Origin of the sequence: Blastococcus saxobsidens (genome assembly GCF_010682065.1) — a bacterium.
GTDB classification, from domain to species: domain Bacteria; phylum Actinomycetota; class Actinomycetes; order Mycobacteriales; family Geodermatophilaceae; genus Blastococcus; species Blastococcus saxobsidens_B.
Genome location: NZ_JAAGWG010000006.1, coordinates 19,713 through 45,172, shown reverse-complemented (window position 1 = coordinate 45,172; position 25,460 = coordinate 19,713). Strand labels below are relative to the sequence as shown.

Sequence of the window (25,460 nt, the reverse complement as noted above, 5' to 3'; positions counted from 1 at the left end):
CTCCGTTCCTCGGTGGACGGGCCTCGTCGCCGGTCCGCCAGTGGTGGGGTCGTACGCGGTGCTCGGTGGATCTTGCCTGCTAACGGTCCGTGGTGAGGGATGGCTGCGCGAATGTGAGGCACCGCACGCCCGTCGGGGTGTCCGCCGTCCGGTGGGAACGGGTGGGCGCTCGCGGCTCCCCCCAACGGGGGGAGTGGGGCGCTCTCGGGTGAAGACCACGGGGAGGACCGGCCGAAGACACCCGTGACGCCGCCGATCGGTGCCGTCGCCGAGCAGCCCGAGGGGAGGACCGTGTCCGTCACCATGAGCGTGCCCGACGACGACCGGGTCCCGCCGGAGATCGTCTCGTCGGTCTTCTACAGCGCGACGGTCAGCGACACCCTGGCGCTGGTCGTGGCCGAGAAGGTCGGCGGCCGCAGCCGCATCACGTGGGGCAACGTCGGCGCCGTCGAACTGCTGGGCTACGGCCTGGACGACCTGCGCGCGCTTCCGGTCGACCACCTGTTCCCGACCCTCGGGGGCGGGGAGCTCAAGCTGCTGCTGCGCCGCGAGCGCGCGGCCCGCATGACCCTGCCCGTGCGCACCGCCAGCGGGGCGACGGTGGAGGCGGTGGTCACGACGACGCCGTCGCCGAACAACCGGATGTGGACCATCCGCATCCTGTCGACCACCAGCGAGCAGGAGCGCGCCCTGCGCGCGACCGCCGACGCCCACGAGCGCCGCTTCTCCACCCTGACGGAGCGCTCGCCGGTGCCCACGCTGCTCTCCGAGCAGGGCATGCGGCTGGCGCACGTCAACGACGCCTTCTGCACCCTCGTCGGCCGGCGCGCGGAGCAGCTGCTCGGCACCGGCTGGATCGAGACGGTGCACGAGGACGACCTCGACACGGTGATCGAGCAGGTGTCGGCCGCACTGGACGGCGAGGAGGTCGAGACCCAGGCCCGGCTGCTCCGCGACGACGGCACGGTGCGCACCACGATCATCCGGTTCGCCCACCTGTTCACCCCCGGGGTCGGCGCCGGCTTCGTCGGGACCATCGAGGACATCACCGACCGGCTGGCCTTCGAGGCCCGGCTGGCGCACCAGGCCAACCACGACCCGCTCACCGGGCTGCCCAACCGGACGCTGCTGGCGCAGTACGTCGCCGGCCGGTTCGTGCCCGGCACCGGCGGTCTGGCCTGCCTCTTCCTCGACCTGGACAACTTCAAGGTCGTCAACGACTCCCTGGGCCACACCGCCGGCGACGAGCTGCTCACCGAGGTGGCCGCGCGGCTCAGCGCCGTCGTCCGCCCCGGTGACCTCGTCGCCCGTTTCGGCGGGGACGAGTTCGTGGTGGTCTGCGAGAACGTCGAGCAGGACGCCGCGGTCGCGCTGGCCGAGCGGATCTCGGTGGAGCTCGCCCGCCCGGTGCGGCTCGGCGGCGTGGACGTGCGCCCCTACGCCAGCGTCGGCGTCACCGTGCAGACCGAGGAGCACCTCTCCGCCGAGGAGCTCATCCGCGACTGCGACATCGCCATGTACCAGGCCAAGGCCGGCGGCAAGGGCCGGATCACCGTCCTGGACCAGCGGGCCCGCGAGGACGCCCGCGACAAGCTGCGGCTGGTGGCCGAGCTGCGCGACGCCATCGAGAAGCGCGAGATCACGCTGCTCTACCAGCCGATCTTCAGCACCGTCGACGGCAGCCCGGTCGCGGTCGAGTCGCTGGCCCGCTGGGACCACGCCGAGCGCGGCCCGATCAGCCCCGCGGTGTTCGTGCCGCTGGCCGAGGAGAGCGGCCTGATCGCCGGCCTGGGCCTGCTGGTGCTGGACGAGACCTGCCGGCAGCTGGCCGAGTGGGACCGGCTCATGGGCTGGGCCGCACCGGCGCGCGCCAACGTCAACGTCTCGGCGCTGCAGCTGGACGGCAACCTGCCCCCGCAGGTGTCCGCGGCGCTGGAGCGGCACGGCCTGAGCCCGTCGCGGATCTCCATCGAGATCACCGAGTCCGCGCTGATGAAGGATCCGGACTCCGCCCGCGAGATCCTGCACCAGCTGCGCGACCTCGGGGTGGAGCTGGCCATCGACGACTTCGGCACCGGCTACTCCTCGCTGGCCTACCTGCGCCACCTGCCGGTGAACTGCCTCAAGGTGGACCGCTCGTTCGTCGCGGAGCTGGCGCACGGTCACACGGAGATCGCCACGGCGGTCATCGCACTGGCGCGCAGCCTCAACCTGAGCACCGTCGCCGAGGGGGTGGAGACCCCGGAGCAGGCCGCCGAGCTCACCCGCATGGGCGCCACCTACCTGCAGGGCTTCAGCCTCAGCCAGCCCCTCACCGGGGGGCACGCCGCCGCCTGGTTCGCCGCACATGGAGATCGCACCCGATGACCGTCACCCCGCTGCAGGCCCGCGTCGAGACCGACGCGTTCGACCTCGAGAAGGTGCTGGCCAGCATCGACACCATGGCCGCGCAGCGACCCGTCGCCGCCCAGATCGTGTCGGTCGCCAACTCCGACGACACCAGCGCCAAGGTGCTGTCCCGGATCCTGGCCTCCGACGTCGCCCTGGCCAGCCGGGTCATGAAGCTCGCGAACTCCGCCTACTTCGGCATGCGCGGGCGGGTCACCTCGCTGCAGTTCGCCGTCACCGTCGTCGGCTTCACCACGGTGCGGACCATGGCCACCGTGGCCCTGACCGAGCTGGACGACGAGTCGCGGCTGCCGGAGAACTTCTGGGACGTCACGACCAGCCTCGCGCTGGCCTCCTCCGCGCTGGCCCCCCGCTTCGGCGAGCGCCCCCAGGACGCGCTCTGCATCGGGCTGCTGGCCCAGATGGGCGCGGCGCTGCTGAACCACAACGACCGCGAGGGGTACGCCGAGCTCGTCGACGACAACCCCGACTTCACCGCCCGGCGGGTGGCCGAGCTGCGGCGCTACGGCATCAACAGCCTGCGGCTCACCGCCGTCGCCCTGGAGCAGTGGGGCTTCCCGCACAGCATGACCAGCCGGCTCAACCAGGTCGACGACTTCACCTCGATGGAGGGCGGGCTGCTGCGCTCGGCGTTCGAGGTCGCGGCCCGGCTGACCACCGAGGACTACGACACGGTGCCGATCGTGCGGCTCAGCTGCGGTCAGCTCCGCGAGGACGACCTGGTGCCGGTGCTGGACCAGGTGCGCGCCGACGCCGACGAGCTGCGCCGCGCCATGCTCGGCGACGTCGACACCGACTGATCGCGACGTCCACGCGGACGGCCCCGGGCCCTGCGGCCCGGGTGGGGCTCCGGTAAGAGTTACCGGATGATCATGCGAACCCGGCCAGGCAGCATCCTCGTCACCGGTGCCGGGCGGGGGATCGGCCGCTCGATCGCCGAGCGGTTCCTCGCCGCCGGCTGGCGGGTCGGGCTCTTCGACGTCGACGAGGCGGCCGTGGCCGGGGCCGCAGCCGGCCGGCCGGACGCCGTCCCCGGGCTGCTGGACGTGCGCGACCCCGCGCAGTGGGTGAGCGCGCTCGAGCGCTTCTGCCCGGACGGCACCCTCGACGTCCTGGTCAACAACGCGGGGGTGCTGGCCTCCGGGCCCTTCACCGGCATCGACGCCGCCGGTCACCGGCGCCAGGTCGACGTCAACGTCGGCGGCGTGGTCAACGGCGCGCTCGCCGGGCACCCCTACCTGCGCCGGGCCAGGCACGGGATGCTGCTCAACCTCTGCTCGGCCTCGGCGCTCTACGGGCAGCCGACGCTGGCGACCTACGGGGCCACCAAGGCGGCGGTCAAGTCGCTGACCGAGGCGCTGGACCTGGAGTGGCGGGCCGAGGGGCTCCGGGTGCGCAGCCTGGTCCCGCTGTTCGTCGACACCGAGATGGTCACCCGCGACGGCCAGGGCATGGCGTCGGTGGCGAACCTCGGGGTCCGGCTGGTGCCGGCCGACGTCGCCGAGGCCGCATGGCGGGTCGTGCACGAGCGGACCCGCCTGCCGCGTTCGCCGCACCGCACGGTCGGCCGGCAGACGCGCGTGCTGGCGGTCGCGTCGTCCGTGAGCCCCGACTGGCTGAACCGGCTGGTCGTCGGCCGCCTCGGCAGCTGACCCCGGACGCACCGGAGCCCCGCCCCCGGGAAGGGGACGGGGCTCCGCAAGTGGTGCAGCGGTCAGCAGGGACCGTCGAGGACGTCCTCGGCCATGCCGTCCGGTGACGGCGTCAGGCACGCCGTCTCCCCGGCGGTGGTGACCTCGATGCGCGGGCCGACGGCGGTGATCAGCAGGTCCGGCGTCATGCCCTCGTAGTACGGCAGCAGCTCGGGCAGGAGGGCGACGGAGGGCTCGGTGCCCTGCTCGGCCGCGAGGCCGGCGAGGTCCATGTCGACCCAGGTGGCGATCGTGTGGGCGTCCAGCGGGACGTCGGCGCCCGGCACGAAGGACGCCAGGCCGTTCTCCAGCAGGGTCGCGACGTCGACCGCCACCGCGTCCGACGGCGCGGTGACCGGCTGCGCCTCGAGGGCGTCGAGCCGCAGCACCAGGTGGCCGGCGGGGTCGTCGAGGAACTGGGCGGCGTCGAGCTCCGCCCGGGTCAGCTCCCCGTCCTGGACCCAGACGGACACCTCGACGTCCTTGTCCGGCACCTCGTCCGCCGGCGGCAGCTCCGCCAGCACCGCCTCGTCCTCGACGTCGTCGGGAACGATCGCCGGCAGCCCGTCGCGAACGGTCTCGTAGCCCTTGCGCAGGTTCAGCCGAACCGTGAGTTGGTCGCCCAGGTCGTCGTCCTCACCGGTGCGCTCCACTCCCACCACGGCGTCCTGGAGCGCCTTCCCGGCGAGCTCCTGCAGATCGGACTGCAGCTGTGCCTCCTGCCCGGCCGAGGGCGTCCCGCCCAGCTCCTCGAGCTGGGCGAGCAGGACCTCGCCGTCGACCGACACCCAGCCGCCGTCGAGCAGGGCGCGGGCCGGGGCGAGCAGCGCCTCCGGCACCGACGAGGGGGCACCGTCGACGCCGTCCAGCTCGGCGCGGAAGGAGTCGACGTCGGCGGCCAGGTCGGGGAACTCGTCCAGGAGCCCGTCGACGTCGGCCCGGGTGTAGACGGTCTCGCCGATCGCGCGCACCTCGACGGCGGTGAGGTCGCCGATCTCGACCACGGTGCGGACCGCGTCGTCGGCCGGGTCCTCGTCGTCCTCGCCGGAGTCGTAGCCGTGGACCACCGACGTCGACAGCAGCGTGCGCAGCACGTCGTCGGGGACGTCGGCATCCCCGGAGGTGTCGTCGACGGCCTCGATGAAGGCGCGCACGTCGTCCTCGGAGCTCGGGACGGACAGCCGCACGGCGCCGGAGGACTGGTCGCCGAACGCGCGCAGGGCGTCGCGCAGCTGGATCTTCGGTTCGATGCTCTGCATCCCGCAGGCGGCGGTGCCGCTCAGCAGGGCGAGGACCGAACCTCCCACGAGCAGTCGTCGGTTCAGGCGCACGGTTTCCTCCGGGGCACGTCCCGGGGTGAGCCGGGTCCATCGTGGACGGCGCGAGCCTGGGACCGGGCCGGCGCCCGCGCCCGGAGGCGGGGCGCGCGTCGCTGCAGGTGGGACGCCTGGGGCGGCAGGTGGCCGACCGTTACCGGAGCGTGCCGGAAATGCCACCGCGGCGCCATCCCCCTGATCGGGGGACGACGCCGCGGTGCGGATCCGGGACGGATCAGACTGCGTACGGTGCACCCAGCGGGTCGACGGTCTCCCGGTCGGCCACCGTCCGGGCCAGCCGGGCGGCGGCGAAGTCGCCGTCACCGAGCAGGTGGTCGATGGCGGTGAGCCGGCTGGTGTAGTGCCCGACGGAGTACTCCGCGGTCACACCGATGCCACCGTGCAGCTGGATGGCCTCCTTGCCGATGTGCCGCCCGGCGCGGCTGGTCTGCAGCCGGGCGCGGTCGGCGGCGGAGACGACGTCGCCGCCGGCGTCCTGCACCATCGACGCCCACAGCGCGGTGCTGCGGGCCAGCTCCAGGGACACGTACATGTCCGCGGCGCGGAAGGTGAGCGCCTGGAACCGGTTGAGGGTGACCCCGAACTGCTTGCGGGTCTTGAGGTACTCGGCGGTGGTCCGCAGCGCGGTGTCCATGGCGCCGATCGCCTCGTGGCTGTAGGCGATGCGGGCCTCGGCCAGCGCCCGCTCGATGGCGGCCGTCTGGTCCCCGCCGGTGCCCAGCAGGGTCGCCGGGGTGCCGTCGAACCGGACGTTGGCGGCGCGGGTGCCGTCGTGCGTGCGGTAGCCGGTGCGGGTCAGGCCCGCGGCGTCGCCCTGCACGAGGAACAGGCCGGTCCCGCCGTCGACGACGGCGGAGACGACCAGGACGTCGGCGCGCGCGCCGTTGGGCACCGGCTCCTTGACGCCGGACAGCGTCCAGCTCTCGCCGGCCTGGGTCGCCGTGACCGACGACGCCGAGGTGCTCCAGCGGGTGCCGATCTCGGCGTGCGCGAAGGCGGGCACGCTGGTGCCCTCGGCGACGCCGGCGAGCAGTTCGCCCTTCTGCTCGTCGGTGCCGACGGCGGCGATCAGGCCACCGGCGAGCACGACGGCCTCGATGAACGGCTCGGGGGCGATGACCCGGCCGATCTCCTCGGCGACGATCGCCACCTCGATCGGGCCGGCGCCCATGCCGCCGTGCTCCTCGGCGAAGGGCAGGCCCAGCAGGCCCATCTCGGCCAGCCGGGACCAGGTCTTCTCGTCGAAGCCCGGGTCGGTGGCGGCGACCTTGCGACGCACCTCGCTGTCGCTGTAGGCCCGCTCCAGGAGACCGCGGACGGCCTCGCGGAGGTCGTTCTGCTCGCTGTCGAAGGTGAAGTCCACGTCAGATCACAGCCCCAGGATCGTGCCGGCGATGATGGTCCGCTGAACTTCGTTCGAGCCTCCGTAGATGGAGACCTTCCGGTAGTTCAGGTAGTGCGGCGTCGCGACGCGCGCCCAGGCGGGGACGTCGGACCCCTCCTCGGCGAAGGAGGCCACCGACAGCGGGCCGGCGATGTCGACCAGCAGCTCGGTGGCGGCCTGCTGCAGCTCCGAGCCGCGCAGCTTGAGCACCGAGGAGGCCGGGTGCGGCTTGCCGTCGGCGGAGTTGGCGACGACCCGCAGCGCGGTCAGCTCCAGGGCCACCAGCTCGTTCTCCAGCTCCGCGATGCGCGTCGCCATGAACGGGTCCTCCAGCAGGGGACGGCCGTCGACGGTGATCTCCCGCGCGTGCTCCTTGGCCTGCGCCAGCATCCGCTTGGTGGAGCCGATGCGGGCGATGCCCACGCGCTCGTTGCCGAGCAGGAACTTGGCGTAGTCCCAGCCGCGGTTCTCCTCGCCGATGAGGTTCTCGGCGGGGACGCGGACGTCCTCGAAGAAGACCTCGTTGACCTCGAAGCCGCCGTCGATCAGCTCGATCGGGCGCAGGGTCACCCCGGGGGTGTCCATCGGGAAGACCAGCAGCGAGATGCCCCGCTGCTTCTTCTCCGCGGTCGGGTCGGTGCGGCAGAGGCAGAAGATCCAGTCGGCGTGCTGGCCGAGCGTGGTCCAGGTCTTCTGGCCGTTGACCACCCAGTCGTCGCCGTCGCGCACGGCGGTGGTGCGCAGCGAGGCCAGGTCGGAGCCGGCGTCGGGCTCGGAGAAGCCCTGGCACCACCAGATGTCGAGGTTCGCGGTCTTCGCCAGGAAGCGCTCCTTCTGCTCCTGGTTGCCGAACGCGGCGATGACCGGGCCGATCATGCTGGCGTTGAACGCGAGCGGCTCGGGCACGTTGGCCAGCTGCATCTCCTCGCGCCAGATGTGGCGCTGCAGCGGCGTCCAGTCCCGGCCGCCCCACTCCACGGGCCAGTGCGGCACGGCCAGGCCCGCGGCGTTGAGCGCGCGCTGGGCTTCGACGTACTCCTCCTTGGAGACGTGCCCGTGACCCGCGACCTTGTCACGGATCTGCTGCGGCACCTGTGTGGTGAAGAAGGTGCGCATCTCCTCCCGGAAGGCCTCGAGCTCCGGGGACAGCTGCAACCGCATCGGTCCTCATTCCTGACGGCGGCACTCGTCGTCGCGCGCGCCGTCTCGACGTGTACGTCGGACGATCCCACATCCAGTACCGGCCGGTAGCTCCGGGCCGGGAGCGGCGCGGTTTTGCGCGTCCGACCGTTCCGCCGGCCCGCCAGTGGGCATGCTGGGACAGTGACGCCTCTCGCGGCCCGGACCGTCCAGGAGCTGGACGGGCGGGTCTCCGTGCCCACCTACGACCGGAGCCGCGTGCGCGCCGGCATCGTCCACCTGGGGGTGGGCGGCTTCCACCGCTCGCACCAGGCCGCCTACCTGGACGGCCTCATGCAGCAGGGCAAGGCGCTGGACTGGGGCATCTGCGGCGTCGGGGTCCTGCCGGCCGACCGGCGCATGGCCGAGGTGATGGCCGCGCAGGACTGCCTCTACACCCTCCTGGTCCGTCATCCGGACGGGTCCGCGGACGCGCGGGTGATCGGCTCGCTCGTCGAGTACCTCTTCGCCCCCGACGACCCCGACGCGGTCGTGGAGCGGATGGCCTCCCCGGAGATCCGCGTCGTGACGCTCACCGTCACCGAGGGCGGGTACAACGCCTCCGCCGTCACCGGGGAGTTCGACGGCGCCGATCCCGGCGTCGTCCACGACCTGCAACCGGGCGCGGCGCTGCGGACGTCGTTCGGTCTGGTCGTCGAGGCGCTCGTCCGCCGGCGGGAACGCGGGCTGCCGCCGTTCACCGTCGTCTCCTGCGACAACATCCCGGGCAACGGGCAGCTGGCCCGGGGCAGCTTCGCCGCCTTCGCCCGGCTCCGCGATCCCGAACTGGGGGAGTGGGTCGAGCGGGAGGTGCCCTTCCCCGACTCGATGGTCGACCGGATCACCCCGGTGACGACCGACGCCGACCGGGCCGACCTCGCCGGGCGCTTCGGGGTGGAGGACCGGTGGCCGGTGGTCTGCGAACCCTGGACCCAGTGGGTGCAGGAGGACTCCTTCGCCTGCGGGCGCCCGCCGCTGGAGGACGTCGGCGTCCAGCTGGTCGACGACGTGGCGCCCTACGAGCTGATGAAGCTCCGCCTGCTCAACGCCGGGCACCAGGTGCTGGCGCAGCCCGGCCGCGTCGCCGGGCTGCGGTACGTCCACGAGGCCTGCGCGGACCCGCTGTTCCGCCGGCTCCTGCAGGGCTACCTCGACGAGGAGGCGACGCCCACGCTGCGCCCGGTGCCCGGGATCGACCTGGACCGCTACAAGGCGACGCTGCTCGAGCGGTTCGCCAGCCCGGCGATCGCCGACACGCTCGACCGCATCCGCGCCGAGGCCTCCGACCGGATCCCGCAGTTCCTGCTGCCGGTGCTGCGGGACAATCTGCACGCCGGTGGGGAGATCCGCCGGTCCGTCGCCGTCCTGGCGGCGTGGGCGCGATCGGCCGGGGGGGTCGACGAGGAGGGTCGGCCGCTGCAGCTGGTCGACGCCCGCGCGGAGCGGCTCGCGGCCGCGGCCGGGGACGCCGACCCGCTGGCCTTCGTCGCCGACCGGGAGATCTTCGGCGACCTGGTCGACGACGAGCGCTTCACCGAGGCCTACCGGTCGACCTGGGCGTCGATGCGGCGCGACGGCGTGCGGGTCACGCTGGAGGCGCTGGCCTGAACGGTGGCGGGCCGGCGTCGGGGGCCGGCCGGGGCGCGGTGATCATCCGGTTGATCGTCTCGACCCAGGCCGCTCGCACGTCGGCCGGCTGGTCGAGGACGAGGCTGCTCGCGGCCGCGTCGAGGCTGCGGCTGTCGGAGACCACTGCCTCGAAACCCAGCCGGCCGACGAGGTCCCTGATCTCCTCGAGGCGCAGCCCGGCGTCCACCAGCGGCTGCACCACCCAGTACGTCTCCTGCTCGGGGGCGTAGGACTCCACGCAGGGCATTCGGCCGCTGGCCGTCATCTGGATGCACCGGGCGGTCGGTGGGTGCCGATCCGCCCCGTGCGGTCACTCGATGGGCAGCCCGGTGTAGTTCTCGGCCAGCTCGCGGGCGGCGGCCTCCGACGAGCAGACCCGCCGCAGCTGGGAGAGCTGCAGCTGGGCGTCGAAGTCGTCGCCGGAGGTGTGCAGCATCGAGGTCATCCACCAGGAGAAGTGGGTGCAGCGCCAGACCCGCCGCAGGGCGGTGTCGGAGTAGGCGTCGACCAGGTCGGTGTTCTTCTCCCGCAGCAGCCGGGCCAGTGCGGTGGCCAGCAGCGTGACGTCGGCGACGGCGAGGTTGAGGCCCTTGGCGCCGGTCGGTGGCACGATGTGCGCCGCGTCCCCGGCGAGGAAGAGCCGACCGCGGCGCATCGGCGCGCTGACGAACGAGCGCATGGGCAGGATCGACTTCTCGGTGACCGGCCCGGTCGACACCTCCCAGCCGTCGATGCCCAGGCGGCGGGAGAGGTTGTCCCAGATGCGGTCGTCGGACCAGTTGTCGATGGAGTCCGACGGGTCGACCTGCAGGTAGAGGCGCGACACCGAGGGCGAGCGCATGGAGTAGAGCGCGAAGCCCTCCGGGTGCCAGGCGTAGATCAGCTCGTCGGTGGAGGGCGCGGCGTCGGCCAGGATGCCCAGCCAGGCGTAGGGGTAGGTGCGCTCCCACAGCTGCCCGGCCGTGCCGGCGGTCACGAGCGGGCGGGAGACGCCGTGGAAGCCGTCGGTGCCGGCGATCACGTCGCACTCGAGCACCTGCGCGACGCCGTCGGCGTCGGCGAACCGGATTTGCGGCGAGTCGCCGTCCACGTCCTCCGGCGTGACGTCGGAGACGTCGAAGAGCAGCGGCGGGCCACCGTCCAGCTGCGCGGCGATGAGGTCCTTGACCACCTCGGTCTGGCCGTAGACCCACACGGTCCGGCCGCACAGCTCCGGGAAGTCCAGCGTGTGCCGGGTGCCCGGGTACTGGAGGTGGATGCCGCGGTGCTCGAGTCCCTCGCGGCGCAGCCGGTCGCCGAGCCCGGCCTCGGTCAGGGTGTCGACGGTGTGCTGCTCGAGGATCCCGGCGCGGATGCGGGCCTCGACGTAGTCGCGGGACCGGTTCTCCAGGACCACCGAGTCGATGCCCTGCCGCGCCAGCAGCCGGGAGAGCAGGAGGCCGGCCGGGCCGGCGCCGATGATGCCTACCTGGGTGCGCACGCCGACGAGTCTGGGCGAACGGGGGCCGTTGCGGGAACCGGGCGCTCCCGGTCAGTGGAATTCGTGCGACCTGGCCAGCTCGCGCCCGATCCCGCGGGCCGCCATCTCCAGGGCCGGGACCATGCGGGCGAGGTCCCGGCGGTGCGGCGGCACGACGACCCCCAGGGCGGCGACCGCGAGGGGGCCGCCGGTCCGCTCGACCTGCACCGGGACGGCGATCGACGCGGCGCCCGGCGACATCTCCTCGTGCGTGCGGGCGTAGCGGCGCCGGCGGATCTCGGTCAGCTCCAGCGACAGCCGCTCGGGGTCGACGACGGTGTGCCGGGTGACCGGTCGCAGGTCGGCGAGGACCTGCCCGACGACGTCGTCCGGGGCGGCGGCGAGCAGCACCTTGCCGACGCCGGTGGCGTGCAGCGGCAGCCGGCTGCCGACCTGGCTGACCATGGGCACCGACTCCCGGCCGGAGATGCGTTCGACGTAGAGCGCGTGGTGGCCCTCCCGCACGGCGAGGTGCACCGTGTCACGGACGGTGGTGTGCAGGTCGTGCATGAAGGGGGCGGCCACCTGCCGCAGCTCCAGCTGCACCGGGGCGAGCAGCCCGAGGTCCCAGAGCTTGCGGCCGATCTCGTAGCGGCCGTCGGGCCGGCGGATCAGCGCGCCCCAGCCGGTGAGCTCACCGAGGAGACGGTGGGCGGTGGTGAGCGGGGTGCCCGAGCGTTCGGCGATCTCGGACAGGGACAGCCGGGGGGCATCGCTGCCGAACGCGTCGAGGATGCCCAGGGCGCGCGAGGTCACCGACCTGCCCGGTTCGGCGCTGCGTCCGGCCATGCGGTGGGAGTCCTCCGTCCAGTGGAACTCTGGGCTTGGGCAGCGTAGCCAAGGAGCCGTACCGTCCGGCTATGACCGGGAGCACATCGGGCGGTGGCCTGCACCTACCGCGGTACCTGCGTGAACCAGACGCGACACGGACGCCGGTCGGGTTCCCCGACTACCGCAGCACCGGGCTCCGCGCCCCGCTGCGCACGCCGGTGGACCTGCCGCACCGCCTGACCGAGATCACCGGGCCGGTGCTCGGCGAGGACCGGGTGGTGCCGACCGACGCCGACCTGACCCTGCGCAACGGCGGGGAGGCCGTGGGCCAGCGGATCCTCGTCTACGGGCGGGTCCTCGACAGCGACGGCCGCCCCGTCCCGAACGCCCTGGTCGAGGTGTGGCAGGCCAACGCCGGTGGCCGCTACCGGCACGTCGTCGACGTCTTCCCCGCGCCGCTGGACCCGCACTTCGACGGGCTGGGCCGGGTGCTGACCGACAGCCTGGGCCGCTACGAGTTCATGACGATCAAGCCCGGCGCCTATCCGTGGGGCAACCACCACAACGCGTGGCGGCCGGCGCACATCCACTTCAGCCTCTTCGGCCGCGCCTTCACCCAGCGGCTGGTGACCCAGATGTACTTCCCGGACGACCAGCTGTTCGGCCAGGACCCGATCTTCAACTCGATCCCGGCCGCGGCGCGGCACCGGGCCATCAGCCGGTTCAGCCTCGAGCGGACCGTGGACAACTGGGCGCTGGCCTTCGAGTGGGACATCGTGCTGCGCGGCACCGACCAGACCCCGTTCGAGACCGAGGACGACGGAGACGTGGCGTGATGACAGCCGAGCGAGCATTGCCACTGGCTGGGGGCACCTCCCGCTTGCGGGGGACAGCGACCGAGGAGCGGAACGAGGCGCGGAATCGCGCTGGAGGAATGGCCTGATGACTGTCAACCCGCTGGACGTCCCGGACGTCACCGAGCCCTACCAGCCGCTCCCCGGCCGCAGCCGCACCACCGGCTTCCTGACCGAGCCGCTGCGCCTGGGCACCAGCCCCAGCGCCACGGTCGGCCCCTACCTGGCGATCGGCCTGACCTGGCCGGACGGCACGTGGGCGGCCGTGGAAGGTGCCGAGGGCGGCATCTGGGTCCGCGGCCGGATCTTCGACGGCAACGGCGACGTCGTGCCGGACGCGATGGTGGAGACCTGGCAGGCCGACCCGGACGGCGGGTTCCCGTCGCCGGAGGACCCCCGGGGTGCTTCGTCCTACCCGGGCTTCCGCGGCTTCGCGCGGGTCGCGACGGCGCAGCCCCCCGGTGAGTTCGCCGTCCACACGCTCAAGCCGGGCCGGGTGCCCGACGGCGAGGGCGGCCTGCAGGCGCCGCACATCGCCGTGTCGGTGTTCGCCCGCGGGTTGCTCGACCGGGTCGTCCTGCGGATCTACTTCGCCGACGAGGCCGAGGCCAACGCCGAGGACGTCGTCCTGCGCGGGCTGCCGGAGGACCGGCGGGGCACGCTGATCGCCACGCCGACCGACGACGGCTACCGGCTCGACATCCACCTGCAGGGCGAGCGCGAGACCGTGTTCTTCGCCGTATGACCGCACGCGCGGGGCACCGACGCGGTAGGAACACGGCGTGACAGCGCTCTTCAGCGGGACGTTCGCCCGCGGTGGCGCGGCGACCGCGGTCTCCGACTCCGCCTGGTTCGACGCACTCCTGGACGTGGAGGCCGCGCTGGCCCGCGCGGCCGCGGCGACCGGGCTGGTGCCCACCACGGCCGCCGACGCGGTGACGCGGGCCTGCGCCGGGCCGGCCGGGCTCGACCTCGCCACCGTCGTGGCGCGGGCGGCCGACGCCGGCAACCCGGTGCCCCCGCTGGTCCGGGTGCTGCAGGACGCGGTGGGCGAGCGGGACGCCGTCGCCGTGCACGTGGGCGCCACCAGCCAGGACGTCCTGGACACTGCGCTGGTGCTGCTGGCCCGGCGGGCGATCAGCGCGATCGACCGCGACCTCGCCGCGGCCGCCGAGGCCGCGGCGGGGCTGGCCAGCGCCCACCGCGACGACGTCGTCATGGGCCGCACCCTGATGCAGCAGGCCCTGCCCACCACCTTCGGGCTCAAGGCGGCCGGCTGGCTCAGCGGCCTCGACGGCGCCCGGCTCCGGCTGGCCGAGGTCGTGGCCTCGCTGCCGGTCCAGTACGGAGGAGCGGTCGGCACCCTGGTCGCCTCCGACGGCTCGGGCACGCTCCTGCGCGAGGCGCTGGCCGCGGAGCTCGGCCTGGTCGCGCCCGCCGTGCCGTGGTTCACCGTGCGGCTGCCCATCGCCGACCTCGCCGGTGCGCTCGGCGCGACCGCCGGGGTGCTCGCTACCGTCGCCGTCGACGTCGTGCTGATGGCGCAGAGCGAGGTCGCCGAGGTGGCCGAGGGCGGTGCCGGCCGGGGCGGGTCGTCGGCGATGCCGCACAAGCGCAATCCGGTCGCCGCGATCTCGGCCCGGGCCTGCGCCCGGCGCGCACCCGGCCTGGTCGCCACCCTGCTGGCCGCCATGGAGCAGGAGCACGAGCGGGCCGCGGGCGCCTGGCACAGCGAGTGGCCGGCGCTCACCGACCTGCTGGTGTCGGTGGGCTCGGCCGCGGCCTGGCTGACCGAGAGCCTCAGCGGGCTCCGGCCGGACACCTCCCGCATGGCCGCGACGGTGATGGCCGCCCGTGACCCGGAGCTCGCCGGCGCGCTGGCCGCGGCCCTGGCGCCTGCGCTCGGGCACGGTCCCGCGCACGACGAGGCGGCGGCCGCGGTCCGCGAGGCGGAGGCGTCCGGCCGGTCACTGGCGGACGTGATCGCCGGCCGCGACGACGTCGACCTGGGCGCGCTGCTCGGTGGCGGCCCCGACGTCGGGGAGGCCGGGGCGCAGGTGGACGCCGTCCTGGCCGAGCACGTGCGTCTGACGGAGGGGGAGCGATGAGCGCGGTCGAGGTCTCGTACGACGTCGACGGGCCGGCCGAGGCGCCGGTCGTCGTCCTGTCCAACTCGCTGGGTGCCACCCGCGCCATGTGGGACCCGCAGGTGCCCGCGCTCGCGCAGCGGTTCCGGGTGGTCACCTACGACGGTCGCGGGCACGGCGAGTCGCCCGCGCCGGCCGGGCCGTACACGATCGACGACCTGGTCGACGACGTCCTCGGCGTGCTGGACCGGATCGGCGCCGAGCGCGCGCACGTCGCCGGGGTCTCCCTCGGCGGCATGGTCGGGATGCGCATGGCGGCCCGGGAGCCCGCGCGGGTGGACCGGCTGGCGGTGCTGTTCAGCTCGTCGAAGGTCGATCCGCAGGGCTTCCTCGACCGGGCCGCCCAGGCCCGCGCCGGCGGCACCGAGCAGTTCGCGCCGACGGTGGTGCAGCGGTGGCTGACGCCGGCGTACGCGGCCGAGCACCGCGACCTGGTGGCCCGGCTCGAGGCGATGATCGCCGGCGCCGACGACGAGGGCTACGCCGCGTGCTGCGAGGTGGTCGGCGGCATCGACCTGCGCGAGGACCTCGGTCGCATCGCCGCGCCGACCCTCGTCGTCTCCGGGAGCGAGGACCCGGCGCTGCCGCCGCCGCACCAGGCGGCCGTCGCCGCCGGGATCCGCGGCGCCGCGCTGCTCACCGTGCCCGGCGCCCACCTGGCCAACCTGGAGCGCCCCGTGGAGGTCACGGGCGCGCTGCTGGCCCACTTCGACGGAGGCACCCGATGACCGAGCAGCCCGACACCGATGCCGCCCGCCGCGAGGCCGGCATGCGCACCCGGCGGGAAGTGCTGGGCGACGCCCACGTGGACCGCGCGGTGGCGAGCACGACGGAGTTCACCGCCGGCTTCCAGGACTTCATCACCCGCGTGGCCTGGGGCGACGTGTGGCAGCGGCCGGAGCTGTCCCGCCGCGACCGCAGCCTGATGACGCTGTCGATCACCATCGCGCTGCGGCACTGGGAGGAGTTCGCCCTGCACGTGCGGGCGGCGAAGAACAACGGCCTCTCCGACGAGGAGATCGGCGCGGTCATCCAGCACTCCGCCGTCTACGCCGGTGTTCCCGCGGCCAACCACGCCTACAAGGTGGCCGGTCCGATCCTGGACGACCTGGGCGGCACCTCCGCCTGACCGACGCCCCCGGTGGTGTCATCCGGGCCGGCTCGTCCACGACGGTGGTACCTCCCGCCCTGGCCGTCGCACCCGGACGCCGACCGGTCAGGGTGGGCCGATCGCGGAGGTCAGCGGCTCCCTGAGGCCGTGGGCACGTCGTAGAAGGACATGATCGGTGCGCCGGTGACCAGGCCGGGTGCCACCCGGAGGAACTCCTGGGTGTGGTCGTGGGTCAGGTGCTCGTCCAGTGCAGCCCGGTCGGCCCAGATCTCGACGCTGTGGATGCGGTCGGGAGTCCCGAGGTCCGCGGAGAACGAGTAGGTGACGCACCCGCGATCCCCGCTCGTGGCTGCGGTGACGGCCCGGGCCGCCGCCACCAGTTCGTCGCGGCGCCCGGGTGCGGCAGTGGCACTGCCGATGACGATGAGCACCGCTCAGCCCTCGATCAGCGCGAGCTGCTTGTTGATCTCGCGGGGGTTGGAGTCGCCGGCCATCTTCTGCAGGAACGGCGTGTGGTCGAAGACGAAGTCGCGGATGGGCCGCAGCGGCGCCGGCGCGTGGTGGAAGATCTTGCCGAGCATCCACGCCATCTGCACCTGCCTGGCGGTGTGCGGCTTGCGCGGCTCCTCGTAGGACTGCAGGGCGGTGGCCACGGCAGTGGCGTCGGTGAGCTCGACCCCGCGCAGCGCCACGCCCAGGAAGTAGCCGTCCTCGATCGACATGCCGGCGCCGTAGGCGGCATAGGGGGACGTCGGGTGGGCGGCGTCGCCCACGAGGGTGGCGCGGCCCTTCGACCACTGCTTCAGCGCCGGTCGATCCCGCAGCACCCAGCGCTGCACGTTCTCCGGCTCGGTGGCGGCGATGAGGCCGGGCAGCGGCGCGGGGAACTCGGCACCGAGTGCGGTGGCCTCGGCCTTGAGGTCGGCGGGGGCCGGGGCGTCGGGGTCGGTGGCGGTGAGCACCCACCACTGGTGGCCGTCACGGCCGTCGTGCCGGATCGGATGGTGCCGGCCGTGACGGCGCCGCCGACACCGCCCAGCGATCGGGAGATCGCGCGCAGCAGGGTCGTCTTGCCGGCGCCGTTGCTGCCGAGCACGGCCACCACGGAGCCCGTGTCGACGCGCAGGGAGACCCCGCGCAGTGCCTGGACGGCGCCGTCGTACGCGACGGCGAGGTCGTCCACGGTGAGGATCGGATCGGGCACGGAAACCTTCCTGCCGGGGTCCGGGCGGAGCCGCAGTCTGCGGGCGCGACCACCGCATCGTGGCGGGAGTCACAGGAAAGGTAGAAGCACCCGTGACGTACGTCAAGAAGATGTCTAAGGTTTGTCATGAGGCGCAACGCCTCGTCGGGAGGCGGGCATGACGGCACGGAACGGGTGGGCGCTCCAGGGGCTGGACGGCGCTGCCGTCGGCGCGGCGCCGGCAGCGGCGAGCGGCGGGCACCGTCCGCAGGCGCTGATCTTCAGCTTCTTCGGCGGAGTGGTGCTCCACCGCGAGGAGGTCGACCCCGTCCCCTCGGCGGTCTTCCTCCGCGTGCTGGGAGGGCTCGGCGTGGCCGAGGCCGCGGCCCGGGCCACGCTGGCCCGGATGACGCGCAAGGGTCTGCTCGAGCGGACGCAGGTGGGCCGCGCGGCGTACTACCGGCTGAGCCCCGACACCGAGGCGCTGGTGACCCGCGCGGGCCTGCGGGTGGCGGCCGCCGCACCCTTCGAGCACCCCGACGACACCTGGACGCTGCTCAGCTACTCGATGCCCGAGAGCCGCCGTGACCTGCGGCATCGCGTTCGGGCCGCGCTCACCTGGGCCGGCTTCGGCGGCCTGCGGGACGGGGTGTGGATCGCGCCCGGCACGGTCGACGTGGCCGAGGTCTTCGCCGCCGGCGGGCTGGACGAGGTCACCGAGCTCGCCGAGTGGTTCGCCGCCGCGCCGCTACCGGGGGTGCGCGTGGACGAGCTCATCCGCCGGGCCTGGCCGGTGGACCGGATCCGGGAGCGGCACGACGAGTTCATCGCGACCTGGTGGGCCGGGCCGGACGAGGCGGACCCGCTGGGGCAGATCACCGGGCTCGGGGCGGACTGGCTCCAGCTGCTGCGCGCCGACCCCGGGCTGCCGGCCCGGCACCTGTGCGCCGACTGGCCCGCGGCGCAGAGCGCGGCGATCTACCGGCGCTGCTACGAGGCGCTCCTGCCGGCCGCCGAACGGGCGCTGGACCTCGAGCTGGGGCGGTCCGTCGCCGGCTGAACCGGCGTCGTGACGCACCGTCGCGCGGACGCCCGTCACGAAGGTGTCCACCATCGGGTCCCGGTCGGGGCGATCAGCGCAAAGGCCGGAAGAACTCCCGGATGTCGCGCACGAGGAGGTCGGGCTGCTCCATGGCGGCGAAGTGACCACCCCGGTCGTGCTCGCGCCACAACCGCAGGTCGGTGTACTGGGCGCTGGCCCACTCCTGCGTCGGCTGCATGATCTCGTGCGGGAACAGCGACACCCCGGTCGGGACGCCGACGGTCGGCAGCCGGCTCGCCGGGTCCTGCGCCATCTCCCAGTACATCCGCGCCGAGGAGCCGGCCGAGCCGGTGAACCAGTAGGTGGACACGTGGTCGAGGATCCGGTCGGCGCCGAGGGTCCCGACCGGGTCGCCGGCGCAGTCGGCCCACGACCAGAACTTCTCCAGGATCCAGGCGCACTGCGCGGCGGGGGAGTCAGTCAGGCCGTAGGCCAGCGTCTGCGGCCGGGTGCGCTGCTGCATGTGGTACGCGGAGTCGACGGTGCGGAAGCGCTCCTCGGCCCGGCGGGCGCGCTCCTCGCGCTCGGTGAACTCCGTCTGCCCGGGCGGCGGCGGGGTGACCACCATGTTCAGGTGGATGCCCACCAGGCGGTCGGGGTGCCGGGCGGCCAGGTTGGCCGAGACGAAGGACCCGAGGTCGCCGCCCTGGGCGCCGAACCGCTCGTGGCCCAGCCGGGACATCAGCTCGGCCCAGGCGTCCGCGACGCGAGCGATGCCCCAGCCCGGCTCGGTCGGCTTCCCGCTCCAGCCGAAGCCGGGCAGGGACGGCGCCACCACGGTGAACGCGTCGCCGGGATCACCGCCGTGCGCGGCCGGGTCGGTCAGCGGACCCAGCACGGCGGAGAACTCGGCCACGGAGCCGGGCCAGCCGTGGGTGAGCACCAGCGGCAGGGCGTCCGGACGGGGCGACCGGGCGTGCAGGAAGTGGACCGGGACCCCACCGAGGTCGGTCGTGTACTGCTCCACCGCGTTGAGCCGGGCCTGCCGGGCCGCCCAGTCGTACTCCTCGGCCCAGTACCGGCAGAGCTCCCGGAGGTACTCCAGCGGAACGCCCTGCGACCAGTCGCCGACGGTGGACCGGTCCGGCCAGCGGGTGGCGCGCAGCCGGCGCCGGAGGTCCTCGACGTCCTCGTCGGGCACGGAGATCGTGAAGGGGACGACGCCGGAGGTGCTCACCGGGTCACCGTAGCGAGATCGCCGAGGGGACGCCGCCCCCGTCGCGGAGCCGCTACCGCAGCGTCCGGGCCCAGGCCATGAGCTCGGTGAACGCCGCCCTCGCGCGGGGCTCCAGCTCGCCGGCGGCGCTCCGGTAGACGTCCGCCGACCGGGCGGCGGGCCAGTCCGGGCCGAGGTGGTCCTGCGGGAGGACCGGGTCCTGCCGCAGCAGCCGCACCCAGTGCGCGCCGAGCAGGGTGTAGGCGGCCACCGGGTCGACGTCGGAGGCCGGCGGGCCCTCCCAGCGGGCGATGAACTCCTCGTGCTCCCGGCGCAGGGCGGGCAGGTCCCAGGCGCGGCGCACGAGACGTCCGACGTCGGTGCCCGGCGCGGGGCGGACGGCGAAGCCGTCGATCTGCAGGGCCGGGCCGGCCGCGGGAAGGGCCAGCACCCGGTCGAGCTCGACCAGGCCGGGTGCCATCCACAGGCCGTCCCGCACGCAGCCGAACCCGAGCCAGGTCAGGCGCGAGCGCAGCCGGTGCCGGACGTCCCGGTGCGCCTCCGGCAGGGAGAAGCTCAGCAGGGTCCACTCGTCGCTGTCCTGGTGGAAGGGGGCGGGGGCCCGGACCCGCTGCCGGCCGTCCTCGAGGAGCCGCCGGGACGCGTCGGTGAGGGCGTAGCTGACCACCCGGCCCTCCTGGCCGCGGGCGAGGAAGCCCCGTCCGGTCAGCCGGTTCAGGGTCGCCCGCGTGGTCGCCGGAGCGATGCCCAGGCCGCCGAGCACCTCGAGGAAGACCCGGGTCGGCACCGGCTCGTCGAGGTGCTCCAGCACCAGCGCACCACCGAGGGCGAACAGGAGGTCCTGCGGTTTCGGCGACGCTCCGGTGCCCCGCTCCGCCATCCCGCCCTCGCAACGGTCCCGGGACGTGCGCCCACCGGTGTCGTTCCGGCGCGGTCGCGGTCGTCCTCCGGCAGGCATCATGCCGTGGCCCCGGCGGCGCCGTTGCCGGTCCACCGGCTCCGCTGCCAGGTCCGGGGCCGCGCCGGCGGCGTCGCTACAGTTCGGCCGGCGGGCTGGAGGAGGAGATCGGTGGTGGCCGGATGAACGGTCCGCTCGCGCGCGGCGGTGCCCTGCGCCTGGCCGCGGTGCTCCTCGTGGCCCTCAACCTGCGCGGCGCGATCGCCGCAGTCGGTCCCGTGCTCCCGCAGCTGCGCGCCGATCTCGATCTCTCGCCGGCGGCGGCCGGGCTGCTGACCACCCTGCCGGTGCTGTGCTTCGCCGCGCTGGCGCCGGCCGGCGCCTGGCTGGGCCGTCGCGTCGGCACCGGGACGGCGGTGCTCGCGGGCATGGTGGCGGTCGCGCTCGGGACGGTGCTGCGCGTCCTCGGCGGCCCGCCGCTGCTCTTCGCGGGCACCTTCCTCGTCGGGGCGGCGATGACCGTCGGGAACGTGCTCCTGCCGGTGGTGGTCAAGCGTGAGTTCGGGCCGCGGGCGGGGACCGTCACCGGGCTCTACACCGCCGCGCTCGCGGCCGGGGCCGCGCTGACCGCGGCGTTCACGGCGCCCATCGCCGTCCTCGGCGGGTGGGAGCCGGCGCTCGCCGTCTGGGCCGTGCTGGCGGTCGTCGCGGCCGTGGTCTGGGCCGGAGTCTTCCCGCGACAGGTCGCCGCCGTCGTCCCCGGGGCGACGGCGCCGCCGCCCGCGGTGCCCGCCGCGGTGTGGCGGTCGCCGGTGGCCTGGGCGGTCACCGCGGTGCTGGCGATGCAGTCGGCGCTGTACTACGCCGTCACCACCTGGCTGCCGAGCCTGCTGGTCGAGGACCTCGCGCTCGACCTGGGCACCGCCGCGATCGCGGCCTCGGCGTTCCAGGTACTGGGCATCCCGGGCGCACTGGTCGTCCCCGCACTGCTGGGCAGGTGGCGCGGGCAGTCGGGGCCGGCCGCGGTGGTGGCGCTGGCCTGGGGAGTGCTCCCCGCGGGACTCCTGCTCTGGCCGGCCGCGTGGCCGGTGTGGGTGGCGGTCGGCGGGGTCGCGCAGGGCGCGGGCATCTCGCTCGCGTTCGCCCTGGTCGTCCTCCGGTCCGCCGACGACGGCGTCGTCCGCCGGCTGTCGGGGATGTCCCAGCTCGTCGGCTACGGCGTGGGCGCGGTGGCGCCGCTCGCGGTCGGCGCCCTGTACTCCGCCACCGGGGGGTGGGCGGCGCCGCTGGCGCTGCTCGTCGCCGTCGCGGTCGCACACGGGGCGGCCGGGGTGGTCGCCGGCCGGCCGCGCGTCCTCGGCTGAGCCGGGACCGACGACGGCCCGGCCGCGATCGCGCGCGGCCGGGCCGTCGGTGCCCGCTCCGGGCGGCCGGTTCAGACGGCGGCGGGCAGCGGCATCTCGCGGAGGTCGTCGGCGACGGTGAGCGGCGCACCGGTGCCGGCGACCACCTCGTCCACGGTCACGCCCGGCGCGGTCTCGCGCAGCACGAACCCGGCCTCGGTGACGTCGATGACGGCGAGGTCGGTGATGATGCGGTCGACGCAGGCCTTGCCGGTGAGCGGCAGGGTGCACTCCTGGACGATCTTCGGCGACCCGTCCCGGGCCACGTGCTCCATCATGATGATCACCCGGCGGGCGCCGTGGACGAGGTCCATCGCCCCGCCCATGCCGTTGACCATCTTGCCGGGGATGAGCCAGTTGGCCAGGTCGCCGCGGACGTTGACCTGCATGGCGCCGAGGACGGCGACGTCGAGGTGCTTGCCGCGGATCATGCCGAAGGACTCGGCGGAGTCGAAGTAGCTGGCCCCGGGGAGGACCGTGACGGTCTCCTTGCCGGCGTTGATCAGGTCGGCGTCCTCCTCGCCCTCGAGCGGGTAGGGCCCGACGCCCAGGACGCCGTTCTCCGAGTGCAGGACGACGTGCACGCCGTCGGGGACGTGGTTGGGGACCAGGGTCGGCATGCCGATGCCCAGGTTCACGTACTGGCCGTCCTCGAGCTCGAGCGCCACGCGGGCGGCGAGCTGGTCGCGGGTCAGGCTCATCGGGCAGCTCCCTCGGTGGCTTCCTCGCCGGCGGCCGCGGCCGGGGCCGCGTCGGTGCGCCGGCGGGTCGTGCGCTTCTCGATCGGCTTGCGCTCGCCCCCGACGACCACGACGCGGTCGACGAAGACGCCGGGCAGGTGCACGTGCTCGGGGGTGAGCTCGCCGGGCTCGACGAGCTCCTCGACCTCGGCGACGGTGATCCGCCCGGCCATGCCGGCCAGCGGGTTGAAGTTCCGCGCCGACTCGTGGAAGTAGAGGTTGCCGTGCCGGTCGCCCTTGAGGGCGTGCACGAGCCCGAAGTCGGCGGTCAGCGCGGTCTCCAGCACGAACTGCTGGCCGCCGAACTCGCGGACCTCCTTGGGCCGGCTGGTCTCGACCACGTTCCCGTCGGCGTCGTAGCGGATCGGGATGCCGCCGTCGGCCACGAGCGTGCCGACGCCGGTCGGCGTGTAGAACGCCGGGATGCCGGTGCCGCCGGCCCGCAGCCGCTCCGCGAGCGTGCCCTGCGGGGTGAGCTCGACCTCCAGCTGACCGGTGAGGTACAGCCGGGCGAGCTCCTTGTTGCCGCCGACGAAGGAGCTGATCGTCTTGCGGATCCGCCCGGCGTAGAGCAGCACGCCCAGCGCCTGGTCGTCGACGCCGCAGTTGTTGGAGATCGTGGTGAGGCCGTCGGCGCCCTGCTCGAGCAGCGCGTCGATGAGCGAGAAGGGCACGCCGCAGAGCCCGAATCCGCCGACGGCGAGCACCGAGCCGGGCGCGATGTCGGCGACGGCCTCCCGGGAGGAGGGGACGACCTTGTCCACGTCAGGCCTCCTGGGCGGGGGTCACCGGGGGTGCCACCCCGTCGCGCATGCGGGTCCGATCCACCAGTTGCTCCCATCGATCGCCGGCTGACCTGAGCCAGTATCGCCGTCGGGGGGTGCGGGGGGAGACGGCGGTCACCACTGGGTGGAATGGGCCGCCCCCCGGGGTGGACGGGAACTCCCTCCTCGGTCGACCCGTTGCGCGGGCATGGAGCTGACCTGCCCGAAGTGTCACGGGACCATGCGGACCTACGAGCGCAACGGGGTGCACGTCGACCAGTGCACCGAGTGCCGCGGCATCTTCCTCGACCGGGGCGAGCTCGACCGGCTGATCGACGCCGAGAACGCCTGGCACGGCGAGGACGCCGCCGACCGCCGGCCGCCCGCGGCGCCGCCGTCGGCCGGGCGCGGGGAGCACGGGCGCGAGCACTCCGGCGCTCCGCAGGGCGGGACGTCGGCGGCCGGGCTCGGCGGGCTCGTCGGCGAGGTGCTGCGCCAGGTGCAGGGGTCCTCGCACAGCTCGCACAGCTCGCACTCCTCCGGCGGCTACAAGCGGAAGAAGAATGAGTCCTTCCTCGGCGACCTGTTCGGCTGAGGACCCGCGCCGGTCAGGGCAGGCGCGTGGTCAGGCGCACGCTGATCGTGCCGGTGCCGGGGTGGTGCTCGCCGCCGGTGATGTCGACGTGGTCGCACAGCTGCCGGGCCAGCCACAGCCCCATGCCGCCCCGGGAGAGGTCCTCCCCGTGCGCCGGGCCGTACCCGGCGAACGGGTCGTCCCAGCCGGGGCCGCCGTCGGTGATGGTGCAGACGACGCGGTCCGGCGCGGTCCACAGCCGCAGGCTGACCGGTGGCAGGCCGTGCCGCACCGCGTTCGAGGTCATCTCGTCGACGGCGAGCAGGAAGTCCTCGATCAGGTCGGCGGGCGCCTGGAGCCCGGCGAGCTCGGCGGCGACGGCGTGCCGGAGCCCGATGAAGTCGCGGACGTCGCCCGCTTCGAGCCGGGGAGCGGTGCGCTCCAGCGGTTCGTCGGGGATCGGCAGCGAGCGCAGGAACGTCGCGGGGTCGGTGTAGTCGGGGTTGGGCGTCCGCTGCGTGGGGCTGACCAGCTGGCCGTGCGTGCGGCGCGCGGACTCCAGCACGGGGTCCGGGAGGCGCGAGGTGTCGTACAGGCACACCCCCCACAGGTCCCAGCCGCGCAGCGCCTCGTTGATCACCGACTCGTAGCGCTCCCACTCCAGCCAGTCGCGCGCGGTCGGCCCGAAGTCGATCTCGCCGACGACACGGACCCGGCGGCCGGCGCCCGGTGCGTGCTCCCTGGCCAGCCGGCGCAGCGAGCTGATGGCCGCGGGCGTCCGTGGCCCGTACACCCGGTCCTGGTCCAGGACGACGAGCCGCGGGTCGTCGCCGAGGGCGTCGCGCAGCAGCGCCGAGGCGTCGGGCTGCACGGCCAGGATCGCGGCGTCACCGGCGTCCAGCCCGTCGCGCACGAACGGCAGCACGGTGCCGACGAGCTCGTCGACCGAGTCGTGGAGGAGGGCGTCGTGCGGGAAGCCCCCGGCCGGGGGGTGACCCACCCCGCCCGCAGTCGTCCAGTTCACTCGCGCCCCCGCCGTGTGCTCGATCCCGGCGTGCACCGGGCTCCCCTGCCACGGTAGGCCAGGGACGGCTCGAGGTCAGCTCGGGCCCACCACGCTGCCGGCAACAAGCCACCGGAGCCGGCGCGGAACAGCGGCCTCCGAGTCACCGCGGGCCGGGCGTGGGGCGACGGGTGCTGGGTGTCCCGCTCAGTGCAGGCGGGCGGTCCAGTCGTCGGGCACGCGACCGCGCGGCCCGGGTGCGGGCTGGTCGAGGGGGCGGTGCTGCGGCGGGGCCAGCGGGGCGCCGGCCACCGGCCGGTCGGCGTCGAAGTCCCAGAACCACTCCTCACCCGGTTCGAAACTGCGGACGACCGGGTGGCCGGCGGAGGCCGCGTGCGCGCGGGCGTGCCGGCTCGGCGAGGAGTCGCAGCAGTCGATGTGGCCGCACTGCGCGCACCGGCGGAGGTGGAACCACCAGCCCCCGTCGCTCTCGCACTCGACGCAACCGCTCCCGCTGGGCGGCACCGCAGGCTCGATGGCAGGTGCTGACATGGCCGGCCTCCTGGACGGACGACGTGCTCCGGG

The 25,460-nt window shown here is 74.2% G+C and carries 26 protein-coding genes and 1 pseudogene; 12 read left to right on the top strand and 15 right to left on the bottom strand.

Annotated elements, in window-relative coordinates; translation table 11 throughout:
• Positions 1-243: 243 nt before the first annotated feature.
• The 3 genes from GCU60_RS04385 (at position 244) to GCU60_RS04375 (ending at position 4,061) form a co-directional block, all read left to right on the top strand.
• Positions 244-2,367, top strand: coding sequence for a putative bifunctional diguanylate cyclase/phosphodiesterase (locus tag GCU60_RS04385; protein ID WP_345770388.1), 2,124 nt, complete (start codon positions 244-246; stop codon positions 2,365-2,367).
• Entirely contained in the window at positions 2,364-3,209 is an 846-nt protein-coding gene (locus GCU60_RS04380) for an HDOD domain-containing protein (RefSeq protein ID WP_163202613.1), read from the top strand. The genes GCU60_RS04385 and GCU60_RS04380 overlap by 4 nt, the downstream gene beginning before the upstream one ends.
• A 66-nt stretch (positions 3,210-3,275) precedes the next feature.
• A complete protein-coding gene (locus tag GCU60_RS04375; RefSeq protein ID WP_204261445.1) occupies positions 3,276-4,061 on the top strand; it encodes an SDR family oxidoreductase in 786 nt (261 codons plus the stop codon).
• Between the two features lie 62 nt (positions 4,062-4,123).
• Here the strand turns inward: GCU60_RS04375 and GCU60_RS04370 are convergent, their stop codons facing one another.
• From GCU60_RS04370 to GCU60_RS04360, 3 genes are all read right to left on the bottom strand, one after another.
• Complete coding sequence (locus GCU60_RS04370; protein WP_163202611.1) at positions 4,124-5,431, bottom strand: hypothetical protein; 1,308 nt, start codon at positions 5,429-5,431, stop codon at positions 4,124-4,126.
• 220 nt (positions 5,432-5,651) lie between these two features.
• Complete coding sequence (locus GCU60_RS21470; RefSeq protein ID WP_163202609.1) at positions 5,652-6,800, bottom strand: acyl-CoA dehydrogenase family protein; 1,149 nt, start codon at positions 6,798-6,800, stop codon at positions 5,652-5,654.
• Positions 6,801-6,806: 6 nt separating this feature from the next.
• Positions 6,807-7,982: an acyl-CoA dehydrogenase family protein gene (locus GCU60_RS04360; protein WP_163202607.1), complete on the bottom strand. Its 1,176-nt coding sequence runs from the start codon at positions 7,980-7,982 to the stop codon at positions 6,807-6,809.
• A gap of 162 nt (positions 7,983-8,144) precedes the next feature.
• Between GCU60_RS04360 and GCU60_RS04355 the strand changes: the two genes are divergently transcribed.
• Positions 8,145-9,608, top strand: coding sequence for a mannitol dehydrogenase family protein (locus GCU60_RS04355; protein ID WP_163202605.1), 1,464 nt, complete (start codon positions 8,145-8,147; stop codon positions 9,606-9,608).
• Here GCU60_RS04355 and GCU60_RS04350 read toward each other — a convergent pair.
• The 3 genes from GCU60_RS04350 to GCU60_RS04340 form a co-directional block, all read right to left on the bottom strand.
• Positions 9,586-9,867: a hypothetical protein gene (locus GCU60_RS04350; RefSeq protein WP_163202602.1), complete on the bottom strand. Its 282-nt coding sequence runs from the start codon at positions 9,865-9,867 to the stop codon at positions 9,586-9,588. The genes GCU60_RS04355 and GCU60_RS04350 overlap by 23 nt on opposite strands.
• A gap of 72 nt (positions 9,868-9,939) precedes the next feature.
• Positions 9,940-11,109, bottom strand: coding sequence for a 4-hydroxybenzoate 3-monooxygenase (locus GCU60_RS04345; protein ID WP_163202599.1), 1,170 nt, complete (start codon positions 11,107-11,109; stop codon positions 9,940-9,942).
• A gap of 51 nt (positions 11,110-11,160) precedes the next feature.
• Positions 11,161-11,937: an IclR family transcriptional regulator gene (locus tag GCU60_RS04340; RefSeq protein ID WP_163202597.1), complete on the bottom strand. Its 777-nt coding sequence runs from the start codon at positions 11,935-11,937 to the stop codon at positions 11,161-11,163.
• 71 nt (positions 11,938-12,008) lie between these two features.
• Between GCU60_RS04340 and pcaH the strand changes: the two genes are divergently transcribed.
• From pcaH to pcaC, 5 genes are all read left to right on the top strand, one after another.
• The gene (gene pcaH, locus GCU60_RS04335) at positions 12,009-12,755 is read left to right on the top strand and encodes a protocatechuate 3,4-dioxygenase subunit beta (RefSeq protein ID WP_163202595.1); all 747 of its coding nucleotides are present in this window, start codon (positions 12,009-12,011) and stop codon (positions 12,753-12,755) included.
• 106 nt (positions 12,756-12,861) lie between these two features.
• Positions 12,862-13,518 (top strand): protocatechuate 3,4-dioxygenase subunit alpha, encoded by a 657-nt coding sequence (gene pcaG / locus GCU60_RS04330; RefSeq protein ID WP_163202593.1) that lies wholly within the window; start codon positions 12,862-12,864, stop codon positions 13,516-13,518.
• A 37-nt stretch (positions 13,519-13,555) separates the two neighbouring features.
• Complete coding sequence (gene pcaB / locus GCU60_RS04325) at positions 13,556-14,881, top strand: 3-carboxy-cis,cis-muconate cycloisomerase (RefSeq protein WP_163202591.1); 1,326 nt, start codon at positions 13,556-13,558, stop codon at positions 14,879-14,881.
• On the top strand, positions 14,878-15,648 hold the full coding sequence (gene pcaD, locus GCU60_RS04320; RefSeq protein WP_163202589.1) for a 3-oxoadipate enol-lactonase: 771 nt from the start codon (positions 14,878-14,880) through the stop codon (positions 15,646-15,648). Before pcaB ends, pcaD begins: the two co-directional genes overlap by 4 nt.
• Positions 15,645-16,049, top strand: coding sequence for a 4-carboxymuconolactone decarboxylase (gene pcaC / locus GCU60_RS04315; RefSeq protein WP_163202587.1), 405 nt, complete (start codon positions 15,645-15,647; stop codon positions 16,047-16,049). Before pcaD ends, pcaC begins: the two co-directional genes overlap by 4 nt.
• A 110-nt stretch (positions 16,050-16,159) precedes the next feature.
• Here the strand turns inward: pcaC and GCU60_RS04310 are convergent, their stop codons facing one another.
• The 3 genes and pseudogenes from GCU60_RS04310 to GCU60_RS21465 form a co-directional block, all read right to left on the bottom strand.
• Positions 16,160-16,462, bottom strand: a complete 303-nt coding sequence (locus GCU60_RS04310; protein WP_163202585.1) for an antibiotic biosynthesis monooxygenase — start codon at positions 16,460-16,462, stop codon at positions 16,160-16,162.
• A 3-nt stretch (positions 16,463-16,465) separates the two neighbouring features.
• Positions 16,466-16,993, bottom strand: a complete 528-nt coding sequence (locus GCU60_RS20090) for an FAD-dependent oxidoreductase (RefSeq protein WP_345770387.1) — start codon at positions 16,991-16,993, stop codon at positions 16,466-16,468.
• Between the two features lie 62 nt (positions 16,994-17,055).
• Positions 17,056-17,214 (bottom strand): annotated as a pseudogene (locus GCU60_RS21465) (ATP-binding cassette domain-containing protein); the annotation flags it as partial.
• A gap of 178 nt (positions 17,215-17,392) precedes the next feature.
• Between GCU60_RS21465 and GCU60_RS04295 the strand changes: the two are divergent.
• Positions 17,393-18,274, top strand: coding sequence for a PaaX family transcriptional regulator (locus GCU60_RS04295; RefSeq protein WP_163202583.1), 882 nt, complete (start codon positions 17,393-17,395; stop codon positions 18,272-18,274).
• Positions 18,275-18,347: 73 nt separating this feature from the next.
• Here GCU60_RS04295 and GCU60_RS04290 read toward each other — a convergent pair whose 3' ends face one another.
• Positions 18,348-19,493, bottom strand: a complete 1,146-nt coding sequence (locus GCU60_RS04290; protein ID WP_163202581.1) for an alpha/beta fold hydrolase — start codon at positions 19,491-19,493, stop codon at positions 18,348-18,350.
• Between the two features lie 52 nt (positions 19,494-19,545).
• Complete coding sequence (locus tag GCU60_RS04285) at positions 19,546-20,373, bottom strand: PaaX family transcriptional regulator (protein ID WP_163202579.1); 828 nt, start codon at positions 20,371-20,373, stop codon at positions 19,546-19,548.
• A gap of 200 nt (positions 20,374-20,573) precedes the next feature.
• Here GCU60_RS04285 and GCU60_RS04280 point away from each other — a divergent pair, with 200 nt between their 5' ends.
• Positions 20,574-21,755 (top strand): MFS transporter, encoded by a 1,182-nt coding sequence (locus tag GCU60_RS04280; protein ID WP_163202576.1) that lies wholly within the window; start codon positions 20,574-20,576, stop codon positions 21,753-21,755.
• 71 nt (positions 21,756-21,826) lie between these two features.
• On the opposite strand, the gene GCU60_RS04275 is transcribed toward GCU60_RS04280, so the two are convergent.
• Both GCU60_RS04275 and GCU60_RS04270 read right to left on the bottom strand, forming a co-directional pair.
• Positions 21,827-22,495 (bottom strand): CoA transferase subunit B, encoded by a 669-nt coding sequence (locus tag GCU60_RS04275; protein WP_163202574.1) that lies wholly within the window; start codon positions 22,493-22,495, stop codon positions 21,827-21,829.
• Positions 22,492-23,298, bottom strand: coding sequence for a 3-oxoacid CoA-transferase subunit A (locus GCU60_RS04270; RefSeq protein WP_163202572.1), 807 nt, complete (start codon positions 23,296-23,298; stop codon positions 22,492-22,494). Before GCU60_RS04270 ends, GCU60_RS04275 begins: the two co-directional genes overlap by 4 nt.
• Before the next feature lie 208 nt (positions 23,299-23,506).
• Between GCU60_RS04270 and GCU60_RS04265 the strand changes: the two genes are divergently transcribed.
• Entirely contained in the window at positions 23,507-23,893 is a 387-nt protein-coding gene (locus GCU60_RS04265) for a zf-TFIIB domain-containing protein (protein ID WP_163202570.1), read from the top strand.
• 13 nt (positions 23,894-23,906) lie between these two features.
• Here GCU60_RS04265 and GCU60_RS04260 read toward each other — a convergent pair whose 3' ends face one another.
• Positions 23,907-24,872 (bottom strand): sensor histidine kinase, encoded by a 966-nt coding sequence (locus GCU60_RS04260; RefSeq protein WP_345770386.1) that lies wholly within the window; start codon positions 24,870-24,872, stop codon positions 23,907-23,909.
• A 210-nt stretch (positions 24,873-25,082) separates the two neighbouring features.
• Positions 25,083-25,427: a UBP-type zinc finger domain-containing protein gene (locus GCU60_RS04255; RefSeq protein WP_163202568.1), complete on the bottom strand. Its 345-nt coding sequence runs from the start codon at positions 25,425-25,427 to the stop codon at positions 25,083-25,085.
• Between the last annotated feature and the right edge of the window lie 33 nt (positions 25,428-25,460).